At 58.9% G+C, this 16638-nt stretch carries 10 protein-coding genes; 7 read left to right on the forward strand and 3 right to left on the reverse strand.

The window, feature by feature from the left end; all coding sequences use genetic code 11:
* The first annotated feature begins 5 nt into the window (after positions 1 to 5).
* Together PLH32_09940 and PLH32_09945 are read left to right on the forward strand one after the other, a co-directional pair.
* Positions 6 to 1769 carry an ABC transporter ATP-binding protein gene (locus PLH32_09940; GenBank protein ID HQJ64918.1) on the forward strand — a complete coding sequence of 588 codons (1764 nt, stop codon included), beginning with the start codon at positions 6 to 8 and terminating at the stop codon, positions 1767 to 1769.
* Positions 1705 to 3684: an alpha-amylase family glycosyl hydrolase gene (locus PLH32_09945; GenBank protein HQJ64919.1), complete on the forward strand. Its 1980-nt coding sequence runs from the start codon at positions 1705 to 1707 to the stop codon at positions 3682 to 3684. Before PLH32_09940 ends, PLH32_09945 begins: the two co-directional genes overlap by 65 nt.
* Before the next feature lie 60 nt (positions 3685 to 3744).
* On the opposite strand, the gene PLH32_09950 is transcribed toward PLH32_09945, so the two are convergent.
* The gene (locus PLH32_09950) at positions 3745 to 5463 is read right to left on the reverse strand and encodes an amidohydrolase (protein ID HQJ64920.1); all 1719 of its coding nucleotides are present in this window, start codon (positions 5461 to 5463) and stop codon (positions 3745 to 3747) included.
* A 115-nt stretch (positions 5464 to 5578) separates the two neighbouring features.
* On the reverse strand, positions 5579 to 5764 hold the full coding sequence (locus PLH32_09955) for a ferredoxin (protein ID HQJ64921.1): 186 nt from the start codon (positions 5762 to 5764) through the stop codon (positions 5579 to 5581).
* 232 nt (positions 5765 to 5996) lie between these two features.
* Here PLH32_09955 and PLH32_09960 point away from each other — a divergent pair, with 232 nt between their 5' ends.
* The 4 genes from PLH32_09960 (at position 5997) to PLH32_09975 (ending at position 11188) form a co-directional block, all read left to right on the forward strand.
* A complete protein-coding gene (locus tag PLH32_09960; GenBank protein ID HQJ64922.1) occupies positions 5997 to 7244 on the forward strand; it encodes a nucleoside recognition domain-containing protein in 1248 nt (415 codons plus the stop codon).
* Between the two features lie 102 nt (positions 7245 to 7346).
* A complete protein-coding gene (locus tag PLH32_09965) occupies positions 7347 to 7970 on the forward strand; it encodes a LysE family transporter (protein HQJ64923.1) in 624 nt (207 codons plus the stop codon).
* 133 nt (positions 7971 to 8103) lie between these two features.
* Positions 8104 to 8976, forward strand: a complete 873-nt coding sequence (locus tag PLH32_09970; protein ID HQJ64924.1) for a C1 family peptidase — start codon at positions 8104 to 8106, stop codon at positions 8974 to 8976.
* A gap of 382 nt (positions 8977 to 9358) precedes the next feature.
* On the forward strand, positions 9359 to 11188 hold the full coding sequence (locus tag PLH32_09975; GenBank protein HQJ64925.1) for a T9SS type A sorting domain-containing protein: 1830 nt from the start codon (positions 9359 to 9361) through the stop codon (positions 11186 to 11188).
* A 112-nt stretch (positions 11189 to 11300) separates the two neighbouring features.
* Here the strand turns inward: PLH32_09975 and PLH32_09980 are convergent, their stop codons facing one another.
* Positions 11301 to 13331, reverse strand: a complete 2031-nt coding sequence (locus PLH32_09980; GenBank protein ID HQJ64926.1) for a tetratricopeptide repeat protein — start codon at positions 13329 to 13331, stop codon at positions 11301 to 11303.
* A gap of 102 nt (positions 13332 to 13433) precedes the next feature.
* Between PLH32_09980 and PLH32_09985 the strand changes: the two genes are divergently transcribed.
* Complete coding sequence (locus PLH32_09985) at positions 13434 to 16628, forward strand: TonB-dependent receptor (GenBank protein ID HQJ64927.1); 3195 nt, start codon at positions 13434 to 13436, stop codon at positions 16626 to 16628.
* Positions 16629 to 16638 lie beyond the last annotated feature (10 nt).

The raw sequence follows: 16638 nt of genomic DNA on the forward strand, positions 1-16638 counted from the left end.
ACTGCGTGAGTCAGCACGAAGAAGAGATTATCGGCAAGGCCTACGACAGCCGGCTGATGCGGCGGCTGCTCACCTATCTTCATCCCTACCGCTGGCAGGTGGTGCTGGCCGTGGTCGTTCTCATCTTTGGGTCGCTGGCGGAGTTGCTCCTGCCCTGGCTGACCAGGGTGGCCATCGACCGCTACATCAGCACCAGGCAATTCCGCGGGCTGATCGGGCTGGCGGCGGTCTATTTCGCCGTGCTGCTGATGCAAATGACCTTCATCTTTTTCCAAACCTTTCTGACACAAAAGATCGGGCAGAAGGTGATGTATGACATGCGCAACCAGATCTTTTCTCATCTGCAGCGTCTGCCCCTCTCCTTCTTCGACAAGAATCCGGTCGGCCGCCTGGTCACCCGCGCGACCAATGATGTCGAAACCCTCAACAGCATGCTCTCCAGCGGCGTCGTGACTCTGTTCGGGGATCTCTTTGTCCTCTTTGGCATTATCATCGTGATGCTGGTCTTCAACTGGCAGTTGGCCTTGCTCTGCTTCACCGTCCTGCCCCTCATCTTCGCCGCCAGCGCCTGGTTCAGGATCAATGTGCGCGAATCCTTCCGCAAGGTGCGTCTGCGCATCGCCCGCATCAACAGCTATCTCCAGGAAAACATCATGGGGATGTCGATCGTGCAGATCTTCAACCGGGAGAAAAAGAACTACCGCCGTTTCGACGAGCTCAACCACGACTATCTGGAAGCCTATCTCGAGACCATCTATTACTATTCGGTCTTTTACCCCTTGGTCGAGATCATCAGCTCCCTGGCCCTGGCCATCATTCTCTGGTATGGCGGGATCCGGGTCATCAGCGGTACCTTGACCATCGGTGTGGTTGTGGCCTTTGTCCAGTATTCCCAGCGTTTTTTCCAGCCGATCCGCGATCTCTCGGAGAAATACAATCTGATGCAGTCGGCGATGGCCTCCAGCGAGCGGATTTTCAAACTCCTGGACGAGCCCGAGCAGACGCTGATACCTGATCACCCCGCGAAAATGCCGCCGCCTTGCGGCGAAATCGAGTTTCGCGGGGTCTCTTTCAGCTATAATCTGGATGAACCGGTTCTGAAACAGATCTCCTTCCGGATCGGCTGCGGCCAAAAGGTGGCGATCGTTGGCGCCACAGGCGCCGGCAAAACCACCCTCATCAACCTCATCGACCGGCTCTATGAGCCCAGTTCCGGGCAGATTCTCCTAAACGGCATCGATACAGGACTTTACCCCCTGGCCGAGTTGCGCCGCCGGGTGCGCATGGTACTTCAGGATGTCTTCATCTTCTCGGGAACGGTGGAATACAACATTCGTCTCGGTGATCAATCGATCCCGATGGATCGGGTGGTCCAGGCCGCAAAGGATGTGCATGCCCACGATTTCATCGAAAAACTGCCCAACGGCTACCAGACCGAATTGAGCGAGCGCGGCAGCAATCTTTCGGTCGGCCAGAAACAGCTGCTCTCCTTTGCCCGTGCCCTGGTCTTCGATCCGGAAGTCCTGATCATGGACGAGGCCACCTCCTCGGTCGACACCGAGACCGAACTGCTGCTGCGGGAAGCCACAACCCGGCTGATGGCTGGTCGCACCTCGGTCATCATTGCCCATCGCCTCTCTACCATCCAGAACGTCGACTGGATTCTGGTTCTCCACAAGGGCGAGTTGCGCGAGATGGGCACCCATGCCGAGCTACTCGCCAGAAAGGGGATCTACCATCGGCTCTACCAACTGCAATATCAGAATTAGGCACGCCCTCGCCGCCGCCCTCCTGCTGCTGGCCGCACCGGCTGGCGCCGGGGAACTTGGCCCGGTCTGGTATCCCCGAGTCACGCTGGCCCGGTCACCGCATCCCCGGCGGGCCATCGACTGGTCGCAAGAAAATCTCTATCTGATCCTGGTCGACCGCTTCTACAACGGCTGCCCGGCCAACGACTTCGGCCGCAATCCCGCCAGCTTTTGCCGCTTCGACAGCGCCCGCAACAACTTTTCGGCCTTGAAATATTACCAGGGAGGCGATCTCCAGGGGGTCATTGACAAGCTCGATTACCTCCAGGATCTTGGGGTCACCACCCTGTGGCTCTCGCCGCTGTTTGACAACAGCGACAGCGCCTTCGTCGGCTGGTGGCCCTACCACGGATATCACCCGATCGATTTCTTCAAGGTCGACGAGCACTTCGGCGACATAGCGACCCTGCGGCGTCTGATCACCCTAGCGCACCGGCGCGGCATGAAGGTGCTGCTGGACATGATCTTCAACCATGTCGCGCCGGACCACCCCTGGGTTGCCCGGAAAGAGCTGTGGGAAGGGGAGGGTTACCGGTACTGGTTCCATCCCCACAGCGGCACCGACGCCTCAACCAGCATCGTCAATTGGCAGGATCAACAGCAACTCGAGACGTGCGAACTCAACGGCTTGCCCGACCTGGCCCAGGAGAATCCCCATGTCTACGATTTCCTCCTGGATATGGCCAAGTTCTGGATTGTCGAAAGCGGCTGCGACGGATTCCGCCTCGATGCGGTCAAACATATCCCGAAATCCTTCTGGGAGCGGATCTGCCGGGATCTCCATGCTTTCGCGGGGCCGGATTTTCTCCTGCTGGGCGAAGTTTTTGCTGGCGAGACGCCGTATGTGGCCGGCTACCAGGAGCTGGGATTCAATGCCCTCTTTGACATCCCTCTTTACTACACCCTCAATCGCGTCTTCGCCCAGGGTGGCTCTTTCACGCTGCTCAGCCGTCAAACGGCCCTCAACCGCCAGTGGTACCACGACCTACTGCTCTCGCAGGTCCTCGATAACCACGATGTCGCCCGCTTCAGCTACTGGGCGGACGGTCATGCCCGCGAAAAGATGTCCGCCGCCCTGACCTATACCCTGGTCCAGCACGGCTTGCCGATGCTCTATTATGGTAATGAGGTCGCTCTCGAGGGAGCGGCCGCGACCAATGAGCAAACCGGAGCCGGGCAAGACTATCTCAATCGACTGCCGATGCCTTGGCCCCGCGTGACGGGTTCAGACCGCGCTCTGGTCCGTCACACCCGTCGCCTCCTCCATCTGCGTGCCAGACTGGCCGCTCTGCGCAGTGACTCGCTGGTGGAGATTTACCAGGACTATGGGGTATACGCCTTCGTCAAATACGAGCCCAAAGAGGCAATCCTGGTGGTGCTCTCCAACTCGTCCGCTCCCGAAGAGCGGCGTTTGCCCCTGCCGCCTGGCCTTTTTTCCGCGCAAACCCGCTTCGAGGATCAGCTCTCCCCGCTACGGATCAAACCCGACGCCGACGGCCTCTCCCTGCGCCTGAAGCCGTGGGCCAGCCATCTCTTCAGAATCAAAGGCTACTGGAACCGTCGTCTCCTCCGTACCCTGGACTGGGCGTGCCAATTCACCCCGCGCATCAGCAGCGACATGGCCTGGGTCACGTTCCGCTATCTGGGCGACGCGCGCAGTGTCTCCCTTGCGGGTGATTTCAACGGCTGGAGCGCCAGCGTGGACAGCCTGGCCCGCAGCAGTGAGGGTGGATGGCAGCTCCGCCTCCCGCTTAAAAAGGGCCGCTACCGCTACAAGCTGGTCATCGACAACAGCCGCTGGATCGCCGATCCTTCCGCCCCAGAGACGGAACTGGATCCCTATGGCGGGAAAAACTCCATTGTGATTGTGCCATAAAAAAAAAGCCGGATGCACTTTCCGGCTTTTTTTGTAACCTCCATGGCGGCGGCAGAGCGATCAACGCGTGGGGATGGAATCGCCCCTTGCGCGCTCGAAGATCACCTGGCCGTTCAGGATGGTAAAATCGACCTGGACTTCCCGGATCTTCTCCGGCGGAAGCGTGAAAATATCCTCGGAGAGGACGGCCAGATCAGCCAGGTAGCCCTCCTTCAGCTGGCCTTTGATCTTTTCATCAAAGGAAGCATAAGCGCTGTTGCGGGTATAGCAGGCGACCGCTTCGGCGAGGGTGATTTTCTGCTCCGGGATCCATCCTTCGGGATTCTTGTCATCGAGGGTCCGGCGCGTTACCGCCGCATAGAGGCCGAGCAGGGGATTGAGCGGCGCGACGGACCAGTCGGTGCCGAAGCAGAGATGCACGCCCTGGTCGAGCAGCGAGCGGAAGGGATAAGCCTCATGGCAGCGCGCTTCACCGATGCGCTTCCAGGCCCAGCGGCCGTCATCGATCGCGTGATAGGGCTGCATTGAGGCGATAACACCGAGCTTGGCGAAGCGGGGGAGGTCCTTGCGGGCGATGTGCTGGGCATGTTCGATGCGGAAGCGGCGGTCCCAGGCGGGATTTTCGCGGACGCAGCGATCAAAGATATCGAGCATGCGGCTGTTGGCGCTGTCGCCGATGGCATGAACGGAGAGCTGCAGACCGGATCGATCTGCATCCAGGGCCCACTGTTCGAGACGGCCATCGAGGAGGATATCCATGGGCAGGCCGTGATGGTAGGTGCCTTCGTAGGGTGCGAAAAAGAGCGCGGTGGTCGAGCCGAGCGAACCGTCGGCGAAGGCCTTGAGGCTGCCGATGCGCAGCTGATCGTTGCCGAAATGGGCGCGGATGCCGGCGTCGGCGAGCAGACGATATTGGCTGATGGGCAGGCGGCAATCGACGCGCAGGGTCAGTTCGCCCGTTTCGAGGAGCGTCTGATAGGTGCGGAGGTCCGCGGCCGAGCTGACATCCTGGATGCTGGTAATCCCGCAGCGGCGCGCCAGGGCCATGGCGGCCCGTGCGCCTTCAAGACGTTCCGCCTCACTCGCGTCCGGGATGACGGCATAGACCGGCGTCATCGCCTCGTCCTTGAGCAGGCCAGTGGGTTCCCCGCTCACCGGATCGCGTACGATCTCCCCTCCAGGAGGATCAGGAGTATTGCGGTCGATCCCCGCCAGCCGGAGGGCGGCGGAATTGGCAAGCGCCATATGGCCGTCCAGGCGGTTGACGAAGACCGGCGTGTTGGCGGTCACGGCATCGATCAGGTCGCGGTACGGCTCGCGCGCACCGGGCCAGCTCTCGTGATCCCAGTCGCCGCCGGTAATCCAGCGGCCGGGATAGCGTTCCGCGCGCTCCTTGATCCTTGCCACGAATTCGGCTTCGCTCCTGGCCGTGCGCAATTCTATTCCCAGGAGCTGCACGCCGCTGCTAAGAAAATGGACATGATTGTCGATGAAACCCGGCAGCAGCACCCGGCCTTTCAAATCGATCACCCGGGTGGTGCGGCCGATCAGGGCCTCGATCGCCTTGCGGCTGCCAAGGGCAAGGATCCGGTCGTTGCGTACGGCCAGGGCCTCCTCCTCGGGCCGCTGTGGATCGGCCGTCCATATCCGGCCGTTATAGAAAACCAGGTCGGCCGGGCCCGAAGGCTGCGCCCGAACCGCCACCGCCAGGATGAAGCCAGCCAGAGAGAGCGCCAAGATAAAGCGGCCACCATGCAGTGCACATTCCTGCAGCATCATGCTTCCACCTCCGTAAATGGCGCCGGCGACAGCAGCCGGCAGGACCAGAACACATAAAAAAAGGGCTGATTCCCGGGAATCGGCCCTTTGGCTCTAAAATGGGGAACGCCGCTGCTTACTCGACGCTGATCGCGCCGGCGGGGCAGTTATCGGCAGCGTCCCGGGCGGCGGCTTCCATATCGGCGGGCACCTCTTCCGAGATCGCCACAGCCACATCGCCCTTCATTTCATAAAGTTCGGGATGATCACCAGAGCAGAGCTCGCAAGCGGTGCAGAGATCAGGATCAACTTTGGTCTTCATTACTTCCTCCATATCATTGGGTTTTGCTGTCATTCACGAAAGGCGTAAATGATCGCCGTAAATATACAAACTCCCACCCAAGGATACAAGCGAATTATTTGTCCACGGCGGGATCCTCGGCTGGTCGTGCAGCCGGGCATCGCCGGGCGAGGTATTGCGATATTTTGCTTGTTTCCTATCGCAAAAGGTGTAATTTAGGTGGGACAGAACGGACCTCAGTGAGAACACCGCTATGATGAACTATGTCTGGTTTGCACTGGTGGCGATTGCCTTTGTCGTGGGAGCCTTCAAGGGGAACATCGAGGCGGTCACCAAGGGCGCGCTCGACTCCGCCAGCACCGCGGTGAACATCGCCCTCGGCCTGATCGGCATCATGACGATGTGGCTGGGCATCATGAAGCTTGCCGAAGAAGCGGGTTTGGTGCAGATCCTCTCCCGGGCCATCCGCCCCGTCAGTAAACGGCTTTTCCCGGATATCCCCTCCGATCATCCCGCCATCGGCGCCATTCTCCTCAACATCTCGGCCAACTGGCTCGGTCTCAGCAACGCCGCGACCCCCATGGGCCTCAAGGCCATGGAGCAGCTCCAGACCCTGAATCCGAAAAAGGAGTCCGCGAGCGACGCGATGATCATGTTTCTCGCCCTTAATACCGGCAGCATCACCCTCATCCCCATGACCGTTATCGCGGTGCGCGCCACCATGGGCTCGGCTAATCCGACCGAGATCATCGGCTCAACCATTTTCGCCTCCATGCTGGCAACCCTCACCGGCATCCTGGCCGCTAAGAGCTTTCTCGCGCTCGACGCCGGCCGGGACCATTTCAGGGCCGCGCTGCGTCGCGCCTGGCGGCCCCTGGGGATTGCCGCAGCGATGGTTGCCGCCATCGCCATGCTCGCCGCCAGCGGCGTTCTCTCCGTTCTCGCTGCCCTGATGCCGCCGGACGCCTTCCGCAGCGGTGTCACGTGGGTTTCTACATGGGCCATACCGCTTCTCCTTTTCATCATTCCGCTCTATGCCTTCATCAAGAAGATCAAGGTTTATGAGGTCTTTATCGACGGCGCCAAGGAGGGATTCCAGGTGGCCGTCCGCATCATCCCCTTTCTGACCGCCATTCTCGTCGCCATCGGCATGTTCCGGGCCTCCGGCGCCATGGAGACCTTTGTATCTCTCCTCTCCCCCCTGACCAACCTGATCGGCATGCCCGCCGAGGTTTTGCCCGCGGCGCTGATGCGCCCGCTCTCAGGCAGCGGTTCCCTCGGGATCATCACCGAACTGCTTAAAAACCACGGCCCGGATTCGCTGATAGGGCGCATGGCCTCGACCATCTATGGCTGCTCGGAGACCACCTTTTACGTCGTCGCCGTCTATTTCGGATCGGTTCAGATCAAGAACATCCGCAGCGCGATCTGGGTGGGGCTGCTCGCCGATCTCGCCGGAATCCTCGGTGCGGTCTTCATCTGCCGCTATCTTTTCGCGTGAAAAAAGCTTTACATTTTTGCTTGCAGGTTGTAACTTCCATTCAGGAGTAGGGGGCGCATCAAGTGGATTTGGAAAACGGGGCTTGAAGGACAACCGTTCCCTATGTACATTGTGATCGCTGCCATCATCGGCTTCATCGCCGCCATCCCCATCGGCCCGATCAACGTCTATGCCATCACCCAGACGATGAAACGCGACTTTACGCATGGATTCCTGGCCGGTCTCACCTCCGCACTTCTTGATGTTATCTTTTGCTTTGCAGCCATCGCCGGCACGCATCATCTGACCTCCCGAATCACCGAATTGCTCCCCTATATCAAGCTACTCGGCGTTATCATCATCCTCTCCATTGCCTTCCGGCTCCTCCATCAGGCCCGGCATTTTATCCCGATCAGGAGCAGCGACCAACCCAAGGTGATGACGGCGCCGCGCCCGATCATCGGCGCCATGCTACTCTATCTGACCAATCCCAGCCTGTATATGTTCTGGCTCGCTGTCGGCGGTACCATCAGCGCCCACCGCCTGGTCTCGCCGCGCGAGTGGAGCGGTCTCGTATTTGCCCTGATGGCAGGGGTTGGCACAACCCTCTGGTACCTGCTCCTCTGCCGCTATGTCGCCAAATACCACCACCAGTTTTCGCAATCTACCTTCGCAAGAATCTTGCGTTTCACCGCCCTCATCCTCATCCTCCTTGCGCTCTATACCGCAGTCACCCTGGTGATTTAGCGGCCAAGGGCGAAAAGAAGCGATTCTTTTCAAGAATCGTTTGACACCTTTGTTTGCAAAGCGTATATTGAGAGAGAGGTCCTGCTCCCATTCCGCGCGGTGGTTCAGATTTGCTCTGAAAGGAGGCCTATTCATGGCAGCTATCAAATATTCCATGGGCTGGCTGCCCGACTATCCGGATTTTCGCGATTATACCCCCGATCATGCTATCATCCATCCCATGCTGGCAAAAATCGGTTTGACGGGCAAAGGTAAAAAAACGCTGCCCGCGGCGGTGGATCTCCGTCCCTGGTGCTCCGCGATCGAGGATCAGGGTGATCTTGGCTCATGCACCGCCCAGGCTGGCGCCAGTCTGGTGGAGTATTTCGCCCGTCGTACGATGGAACGGTACACGGATGTCTCGCGGCTCTTTCTTTATAAAGTCACCCGCAACCTGATGCGGCAGAAAGGCGACACCGGAGCCTTCATCCGGACCACCATGGGCGCGCTGGTGCTCTTTGGCGTGCCTCCGGAACTCTATTGGCCCTACAAGGAGAAGGATTTCGACAGAGAGCCGCCCGCCTTTTGCTATGCCTTTGCACAGAATTATCAGGCCATCAGCTACTATCGTCTGGACGCGGCAGGCACCAGCAAACCGGAGGCCCTGGAGGCGGTGAAAACCAATCTGGCGGCAGGGCTGCCGGTGATGTTCGGTTTTACCGTATTCAGCTCGATCACCCAGGCGAGTGATACCGGATTGATCCCCTATCCGACACAGGGTGAAAAGATCCTCGGAGGGCATGCGATTATGGCGGTGGGCTACGACGACAAGGTCGAGATCGTCAACGCCAATCCCGAGGGGCCCAAATCCCGGGGTGCTTTTCTGATCCGCAACTCCTGGGGTCCCAAATGGGGCCTGGAGGGCTACGGCTGGCTCCCCTATGATTATCTGCTCAAGGGATTGGCGATCGATTGGTGGTCGATCCTCAAAAACGAGTGGGTCGAGACCGGGCAGTTTGAGCCCTGATCCGGACGCCTCGCTCCCGTGGCATCGCCAGGTCGGTACGAACCCAAATTCAGTTTGGGACAGTCCTGCGGCTGCGGACGGACGTGTCGTCGGGAAAACGCCGGCGGGCAAAATTTAGCTGGTATCGATTTTATTGATTTTGCATACTTTACCATTTTAATAAGAGCGTGCCCAATGAACAGTTCGTGAAACGAACCCGATCGGTATCGTCCGGGAACAATGACAGGGTGAACCCCACATGGGGAAGGAGGTGATCGCCCAGCTTTAGGAGTGCACGGCAGTGCACGAAACAAAATCCGCTGACCCGTGGAGGTTTTGCGGTGCTCATCGACATGTGTACGCTAACAACCCCTTAGGGGCAAGTCTAACAAGGAGAGTAAAAATGCGTATTCGAGCAATTGTTACCATTATGGCCCTTGTGTTGATGACCTCCTGGGCCTTCTCCCAGGAGTACTCCGCCAGAGAATCCTTCGATTATCCCATCGGCGCCTCCATCGATACCCTCATGGGCGCAGCAGCCAACGGCTTTCAGGGCGGGTGGTACAAGATCGTCGCTGCGGCCCCCAATGCGGCCGTCGCTTCCGATGCCGGCCTGCCCTATGACGACCTTAACTACAACGTCCCCCACGCCGGCAATCACCTCGAAAGTGTGCCGTTGGCTACCGCCACCGAGCAGCGCTGGGGCCGGCACCTCGATAAAACCTGGCCCTGCGTCGCCGGCAACGTCTACTGGATCAGTATTATAATGGATGTCAAGAACGCCACCGACAACGCCACCTGGGTCGGCGTCAAGTACTACGACGGCGATACCGGCGAACTCGGCATGTTCGGCAAAGGGCACGGCATGGACAAATACTCCGTAGGCAGCGGCTGGCATGGCAGCGCCGGCCCTGAAGTATCCAATGTCTCCTGGGATGCCGGCCCGGTCTGGCTGGTTGGCAAGACCGTAATGAAGGGCGTTGGCAACCCTGCCTACGACACCACCTACATGTGGATCAATCCCGATCCGACCGCGGGCGAGCCCAGCACGACAACCGCTGATGCCGTGGCCAATACCAGCATGGAAAACGGTTTCAATACAGTCCGCATCGAATTCGGCGGCACCGTCGGTGACGGGCTCCAGGTCAGTTTCGACGAACTGCGCATGGGTACCTCCTTCGCCGCAGTCTCCTCCGACATCTACCTGGCCCGCGAATCCTTCGAGTACCCCGTCGGCACCTCCATTGATGCCGGAATGGGCACTGCGGGCAATGGCTGGCAGGATGCCTGGTATACCATAGTTGCTGCCCAGGCTGGCGCCGCGATCACTTCCGATACCGGCCTGCCCTATGACGATCTCAACTACAGCATCGCCAATGTCGGCAATCACCTCGAAAGCGTGCCGTTAGCAACCGCCACCGAGCAGCGCTGGGGCCGTCGCCTCGATAAAACCTGGCCTTGCGTCGCCGGTCAGAACTACTGGATCAGCTTTATCATGGATGTCAAGAACGCTTCCGACAACGCGACCTGGCTTGGCATCAAATATTATGATGGCGATACCGGCGAGCTGGGGATGTTCGGCAAAGGCCACGGCATGGACAAATACACCGTGGGCAGCGGATGGCATGGCAGCGCCGGCCCCGAAGTCTCCAACGTCTCCTGGGATGCCGGCCCGGTATGGATCGTCGGCAAAACAGTCATGAAGGGCGTCGGCAACGCCGATTATGACACCACCTACATGTGGATCAACCCGGATCCGGCAGGTGGACAGCCCGCCGTAGCGGCCGCGGACGCCGTTGCCAACACCAGCATGGAGAACGGCTTCAACACGGTCCGCATCGAATTCGGCGGCACGGTGGGTGACGGCCTCCAAGCCAGTTTTGATGAGCTGCGGATGGGCACCACATGGGGCGACATCTCCACGCCACTGCTCGCCACTGCAGTGGAGTCCCACCCGGTCGCCTCGCCGGAATCGTTCAGCCTTTCCCAGAACTATCCGAACCCCTTCAATCCGAGCACCACGATCAATTATACGCTCCGGACCACCGGCAAGGTGCGTCTCGCCGTCTATGATATGACCGGGCGCGAGGTGGCGGTTCTCGTGGATCAGGTCCAGAATGCCGGCGAGCACATCGCCCGCTTCACCCCGAAGGACCTGCCCAGCGGCATCTATGTCTATCAACTCAGGACTGCTGATCAGCTCCTCAGCAACAAGATGGTCCTGATCAAGTAAAGCAAAAAAAGACAAGCCGGCAGTCCTGAACTGCCGGCTTGTCTTGCTTTGACCCGGAACGACGCTCTGGATTTATCGCTTCCCTGCCATTCCTCACCGTTCTTTGAAAAACTCACTTTTCCGCCGGGAGGTTCTTTGCCGTTTTCACTCGCGCAAGCAGCACCCGGGCAGGCTGATAGCCCGGGAAGCGCCGAAGGGTGCGCTCGAGCAGGCTGACGGCGAGTTCCGCTTTTCCTGTGGCAAAATAGGCCAGGGCAAGCATATAGGCCGTATCGGGTGCTGTGGCCGGGTCCTCCGGAAAGCGCCCCAGGGATTCGTAGTAGCGGATGGCTTCTGTGAGACGGCGCTGCTTGAGGCAAATGTCACCGAGAACCCGTGTTGCCACCCGGGTGGGCTCCACCTGCAGTGAAGCCAGCAGCAGGGTCTCCGCCTTGACAAAATCCTGATCATCGTAGTGAATTTTTGCTAGATGGAGATAGGCCATGACCTGGTGCGGCAGCTGATTGATAATGGTTTCGTATTCTTTCGCTGCGCGTCCGCGCTCGCCCCGCCGCAGATAATAGGCCGCGGCGCGCTCATGCACGGTGACCCAGCCGAACTGGTTGCGGACGGCTTGATCCGCGAGCGCGCGTAGGGTATCGCTGGCCGGGACGGCTGGAATGGGCAGCGCCCGGGTTTGAAAAGGCCAGCGGGTGGTAAGGAGAGCAATCTTGCGCTCGGCCATATAGTCATCCACCGGAGTCAAGGGCCGGTTCTGCCAGAGCAGGCTCTCCGCCGCTGCGCCACCATGCTCCCAGGCCGCCGCCGGCACCGGCAAACCCCGCTGCTGCAAGATGCGGGCATACTCCGCGGCCATCAGAAACTGTCCTCGAGCGGTGGGATGAAGATGTTCGCTGATGAGATTAAGGCCGATGAGGGAGTCCGGCGAAGCTGCCTTGAAGCAGAGTTCGATATCCGCGACCTGGCAACCCTCCCGGTGCGCCATCGAGCGGATCAGATCGTTGAACCGGCTGTCGGTGCGGAAGCGCAGCGCATCAAGATCCCTCGCCCGCTGGTATTCGTGCAAGGCCTGTTCCTTGTGGCCGAGGGCATCGCAGCACTGCGCCAGGCGATAATGGACCTCGGCATAGCTGGAATCTAGCTGCATCGCCTCCTGAAAAGGGACCCGCGCGGAATCCGCCTGACCGCGAGCCTGCAGATCCCGCCCGATCTGGAAGAGCTGCTGAAATCGCCTGATGACAGCCGGATCCAGGCCCGCGGCATGCAGCGAAACAAAAGGTACCTGCTGGCGCAGGTTGGAGGCCTGGGTCGAAAACAGCAGCGGGATGTGATGCTGCCGGCAAAGATCCGCTAGCGCCAGCATGTTCTTTTGAAAAATCTCAAAGGCCTGGTTGTAAAGCCGGCTTCCCTGTGGTACTGTGCGCCCGCCCGCGACCTGTTCCATCAGCGTCGTGCGCCCGACCGATTCCTCATCCTGGGTCCCGAAAAGGCCGAGCACCTTGAGGAGCCCCTCCCGGACGAGTTGGAAGGTGCGCATGTGGACCAGTCGGAGATAGAGGAGATTGAGGGTGCGGGAGGTTGTCAGGCGTGCGTTCGAGGCGACTCCAAGCGCCCCATAGAATTCATTGTGGCCGTCGTAGACGATCACAAGGTCGGGCTGGTACCGGAAGAGCTCCCGGCCAATATCGAGCACCGTGTAGCTGTTAGTCGCCGTCATGCCGAGATTGATGACCTCGACCGGCTGGCCGGGACAAAGCGCTTTCAGACGCTCGCGGAGAAAGGAAGCAAAGGCCCCGTTGTACCAGTAGGGGTAGCCGACGGTGGTCGATCCACCCAGGCAGAAAATCCGGAAGGTTCCAGCCGGCTTGTCCGCACCTAGGTACTCCGGCGATGGATCCGGAGTGAAACGGGTGCTGTTGCCGAAATAACGGTTCTTGCAGGCGGGATTGAGGGTGTACCAAGTACGGCCCTGAAAACGCTCCTGCGAAAAAAGGGCGAGATCGGGGCCAAAATCAATCCAGCGTAATAAAAGCTCGAACAAGCCGAGAAGCAGTAGGGGTAGCAGCACGGCAAGCAGGGTGAAGAGACACCTTCGCCGGGGATTCATGGCCTGGAGCACAACATCACGATCTTGCTTTTTCACATCTCTCTCCATTGTCGGAAGCAGAGCAAACGGGATGGGAGAATATATAGCAATAAACAATCCGATTCAATTCCTATTTATCATTTCCTGGAGGTACAGAAGATGAACCAGACGAAAAACCTGCTGGGATGGGTCCTCTTGCTTTCGCTCATTCTGGCGGGTGCGCTCCTCGCGGGAACGACCGGCAAGATCGCCGGGACTATCACCGAAAAGTCGACGGGGGAAGCCCTGCCCGGGGCCAACATCCTCGTCACCGGCTCTCGCCTGGGTGCAGTGACCGATCTTAGCGGTCGCTACACCATTCTCGAGGTTCCGCCCGGGACCTATTCGCTCCAGGTCACCTTTCTTGGCCATCAGAAGACCATCGTCAATGATGTCCGCGTTTACATCGACCAGACCGCGCGCGTCGATGTCGCCATGATCCAGGAAGCGATCGAGATCGGAGATGTGGTGGTGGTCGCTGAACGGCCGCTGATAAAGCCCGATGTGGCCACCAGTGTGGTCGCCGTCTCCGGCACCGAGCTCAAAAGCCTGCCGGTAGCCAATGTGACCGACGTCATGGGGATGCAGGCAGGCATTGACGGTACCAACATTCGCGGCGTCGGTCTCGATGAAGCCCTCTTCATGGTCGACGGCGTCACCATGCGCGATCCGCGCAACAACCAGGCCCTCACCAAGGTGGCGCTAAGCACTGTACGCGAGATCTCGGTTGAGCGCGGCGGTTTCAATGCCGAATACGGCCAGGTTCAGTCCGGCATCGTCAACGTGGTCACCAACGAGGGCAAGGCCAGAGGCTACTCGGGCAGCTTCAATCTTCGTCTGACTCCGCCGGCACGCAAGTATTTCCACGGCTCGGACATGCCCGATGTCAACTCACCCCAATCCTACTGGCTGCGCCCTTTCTATGATGACGCGGTCTGCTGGACTGGGACCACCAGCGGCGCCTGGGACACCTACACCCAATCCAAATATCTTGAATTTGAGGGCTGGAATGCTGTTTCGCAGCAGCTCTGCACCGACAACAACCCGAACAATGATCTCTCACCGCTGGCTGCCCGGCGGGTTTTCGAATACTATACCCGCAAGCGGCAGATCAACGATCAGCCCGACTATGAAATCGATGGCGGCTTTGGCGGACCGGTGCCAATTGTCTCCAAGATGCTGGGCAACCTGCGTTTCTTCGCCTCCTACCGCGGACAAAAGAGCCTCTTGCTGTGGCCGAGCGCGCGGCCGGATTACAAGGATTACGACGCCCGCATCGTCGTCAATTCAGACGTCAGTGAGTCCATGAGGCTGCGCATTTCGGGCTTATCCGGAAACATCGCGACCATGGCCGGCAACCGCGCTTCCGAATCCACCTACAAGCAATGGCCCTACGAACTGGCCGGCACCACGCTCGGGACCGGGGGCTATGCCCTTTTCAACATGTTCAGCGACTGGACCTACGGCCTCGCAAACCGCAAACACAATGCCCTTTCCGCCAAACTGACCCACATGCTCAGCAAATCGACCTATTATGAGATTTCGGCGGAATATTTCAACCGTAAATACGACACCCACTCGCCGGAGATGCGCGATACCTCCAAAACCACTGAAATCATCCCCGGCTATTTCGCCACCTCCACGCCTTATGGGGTTTTCTACGGCATCGACGGCATCGTTAGCGGCATCAATGAAGGCAACCAGAACGCCCTTGCCCGCGACAAGTCGAACGTCAGCAGCACTACGCTCAAGGCGGATTTGACCAGCCAGGTCAACTTCAACAACCTCGTCAAGTCGGGGGTCGAGTTTGTTTACAACGACCTGAACCTCGATTACGGCTACATCCGCATGCAAAGCGGCGGGCTGCAATATGACAATCGGACCCAGATGCGCGATTTCCCGGTCCGGGCTGCCATGTATTTACAGGATAAACTCGAGACCAAGGGATTCATCCTCAACGTGGGCCTGCGCCTCGATTATAGCAATTCGCGCACCGACTGGTGGGCCCTTGACCCATTCAATCCCCTGTTCTACTCCTACAAGTATACAGAGACCGCCGATTTGGCCAAGACCAAGGCGAAGGGGCAATGGCAGCTCTCTCCACGCCTCGGCATCTCCCACCCCATCACCGACCGGTCCAAGCTCTACTTCAACTATGGCCATTTCAAACAGATGCCGACCTATGAATCCCAGTACCGCTTTGACCGCTCCTCTGACAATACGCTGGTCCGTTTCGGCGATCCCAATCTGACCCTGGCCAAAACCATCGCCTATGAACTGGGCTACGATCACGATCTCTTCAATGGCCAGCTTCTCCTCCAACTGGCCGCTTTTTACCGGGACATCAGCGACCAGCAGAATACCACCTCCTACCGCCCGGCCTATGGCACAGCCTACACGGTGACCACCAGCACCGCTTATTCCGACATCCGAGGCTTCGAGCTCACCCTGCGCAAATCGGCCGGACGCTGGTTCTACGGCTTTTTAAATTATACCTATCAAGCCACCTCGAATGGCGCCTTCGGCGAGAATTATGTCTTCGAGGATCCCAAGTCGCAGCAAGATTACGATGAGAACACGGTGAATATCTATCAGACCCGCTCGGTGCCCTCTCCCTTCGCCCGGGCCAACCTGACCTTCTCCACGCCGCGACAGTTCGGCCGCCCAAGACTCTTCAACCACGCGGTCCTGGGTGATCTGATCGCCAATATTCTGCTGCGTTGGAATCAGGGCGGCTGGACAACCTACAATCCCAATAACGCCGGCACCACCAGTTTCAACAACAACACCAATAACAAGATCCAGAACAACATTCAGTATCTCGACTACTTCGATGCCACCCTGCGTTTAAGCAAGTCCATCCAGATCCGCAAGGTCAATCTGCAGGTTTTCGCTGACATCAACAACCTCTTCAACACCCGTCGTCTCAATAACACCGGTGATCTGAACTATCGTAAATCCCTGCATCTGCCCCGGAGCGATGCCTACAACAATATCCCAGGCGACGATAAATTTGGCGATTACCGCAAGCCCGGCGTCGCCTGGCAGCCTATGGAGAATGGCGTGGACTTTAACTCCATCCCCTCCTCCAACCGTGCCTGGTATTACGACAAATCCACGAACGCTTACTGGTATTATACCGACAACGTTACGGTCCTGGAGGTTAAGGACCGCTGGGCCAAGGTCGATAAGGCCAAGGTCGATAAGGCCATCAAGGACAGGGCGTATATCGATATGCCCAATCCCTCCACTTACTGGTTCCTCAATCCGCGGACGGTCACCTTTGGGGTTCGTCTCGCCTTCGATATCGATTGATGGCCAGCCA

Source organism: bacterium, from assembly GCA_035419245.1.
Classification (GTDB): domain Bacteria; phylum Zhuqueibacterota; class Zhuqueibacteria; order Residuimicrobiales; family Residuimicrobiaceae; genus JAKPUX01.

Bases quoted from the DNA above. Each gene is read 5' to 3' on its own strand.
- PLH32_09945 (HQJ64919.1), top strand. From the start codon at position 1,705: ATGCCGAGCTACTCGCCAGAAAGGGGATCTACCATCGGCTCTACCAAC.
- PLH32_09950 (HQJ64920.1), bottom strand. From the start codon at position 5,463: ATGATGCTGCAGGAATGTGCACTGCATGGTGGCCGCTTTATCTTGGCG.
- PLH32_09955 (HQJ64921.1), bottom strand. From the start codon at position 5,764: ATGAAGACCAAAGTTGATCCTGATCTCTGCACCGCTTGCGAGCTCTGC.
- PLH32_09960 (HQJ64922.1), top strand. From the start codon at position 5,997: ATGATGAACTATGTCTGGTTTGCACTGGTGGCGATTGCCTTTGTCGTG.
- PLH32_09965 (HQJ64923.1), top strand. From the start codon at position 7,347: ATGTACATTGTGATCGCTGCCATCATCGGCTTCATCGCCGCCATCCCC.
- PLH32_09970 (HQJ64924.1), top strand. From the start codon at position 8,104: ATGGCAGCTATCAAATATTCCATGGGCTGGCTGCCCGACTATCCGGAT.
- PLH32_09975 (HQJ64925.1), top strand. From the start codon at position 9,359: ATGCGTATTCGAGCAATTGTTACCATTATGGCCCTTGTGTTGATGACC.
- PLH32_09985 (HQJ64927.1), top strand. From the start codon at position 13,434: ATGAACCAGACGAAAAACCTGCTGGGATGGGTCCTCTTGCTTTCGCTC.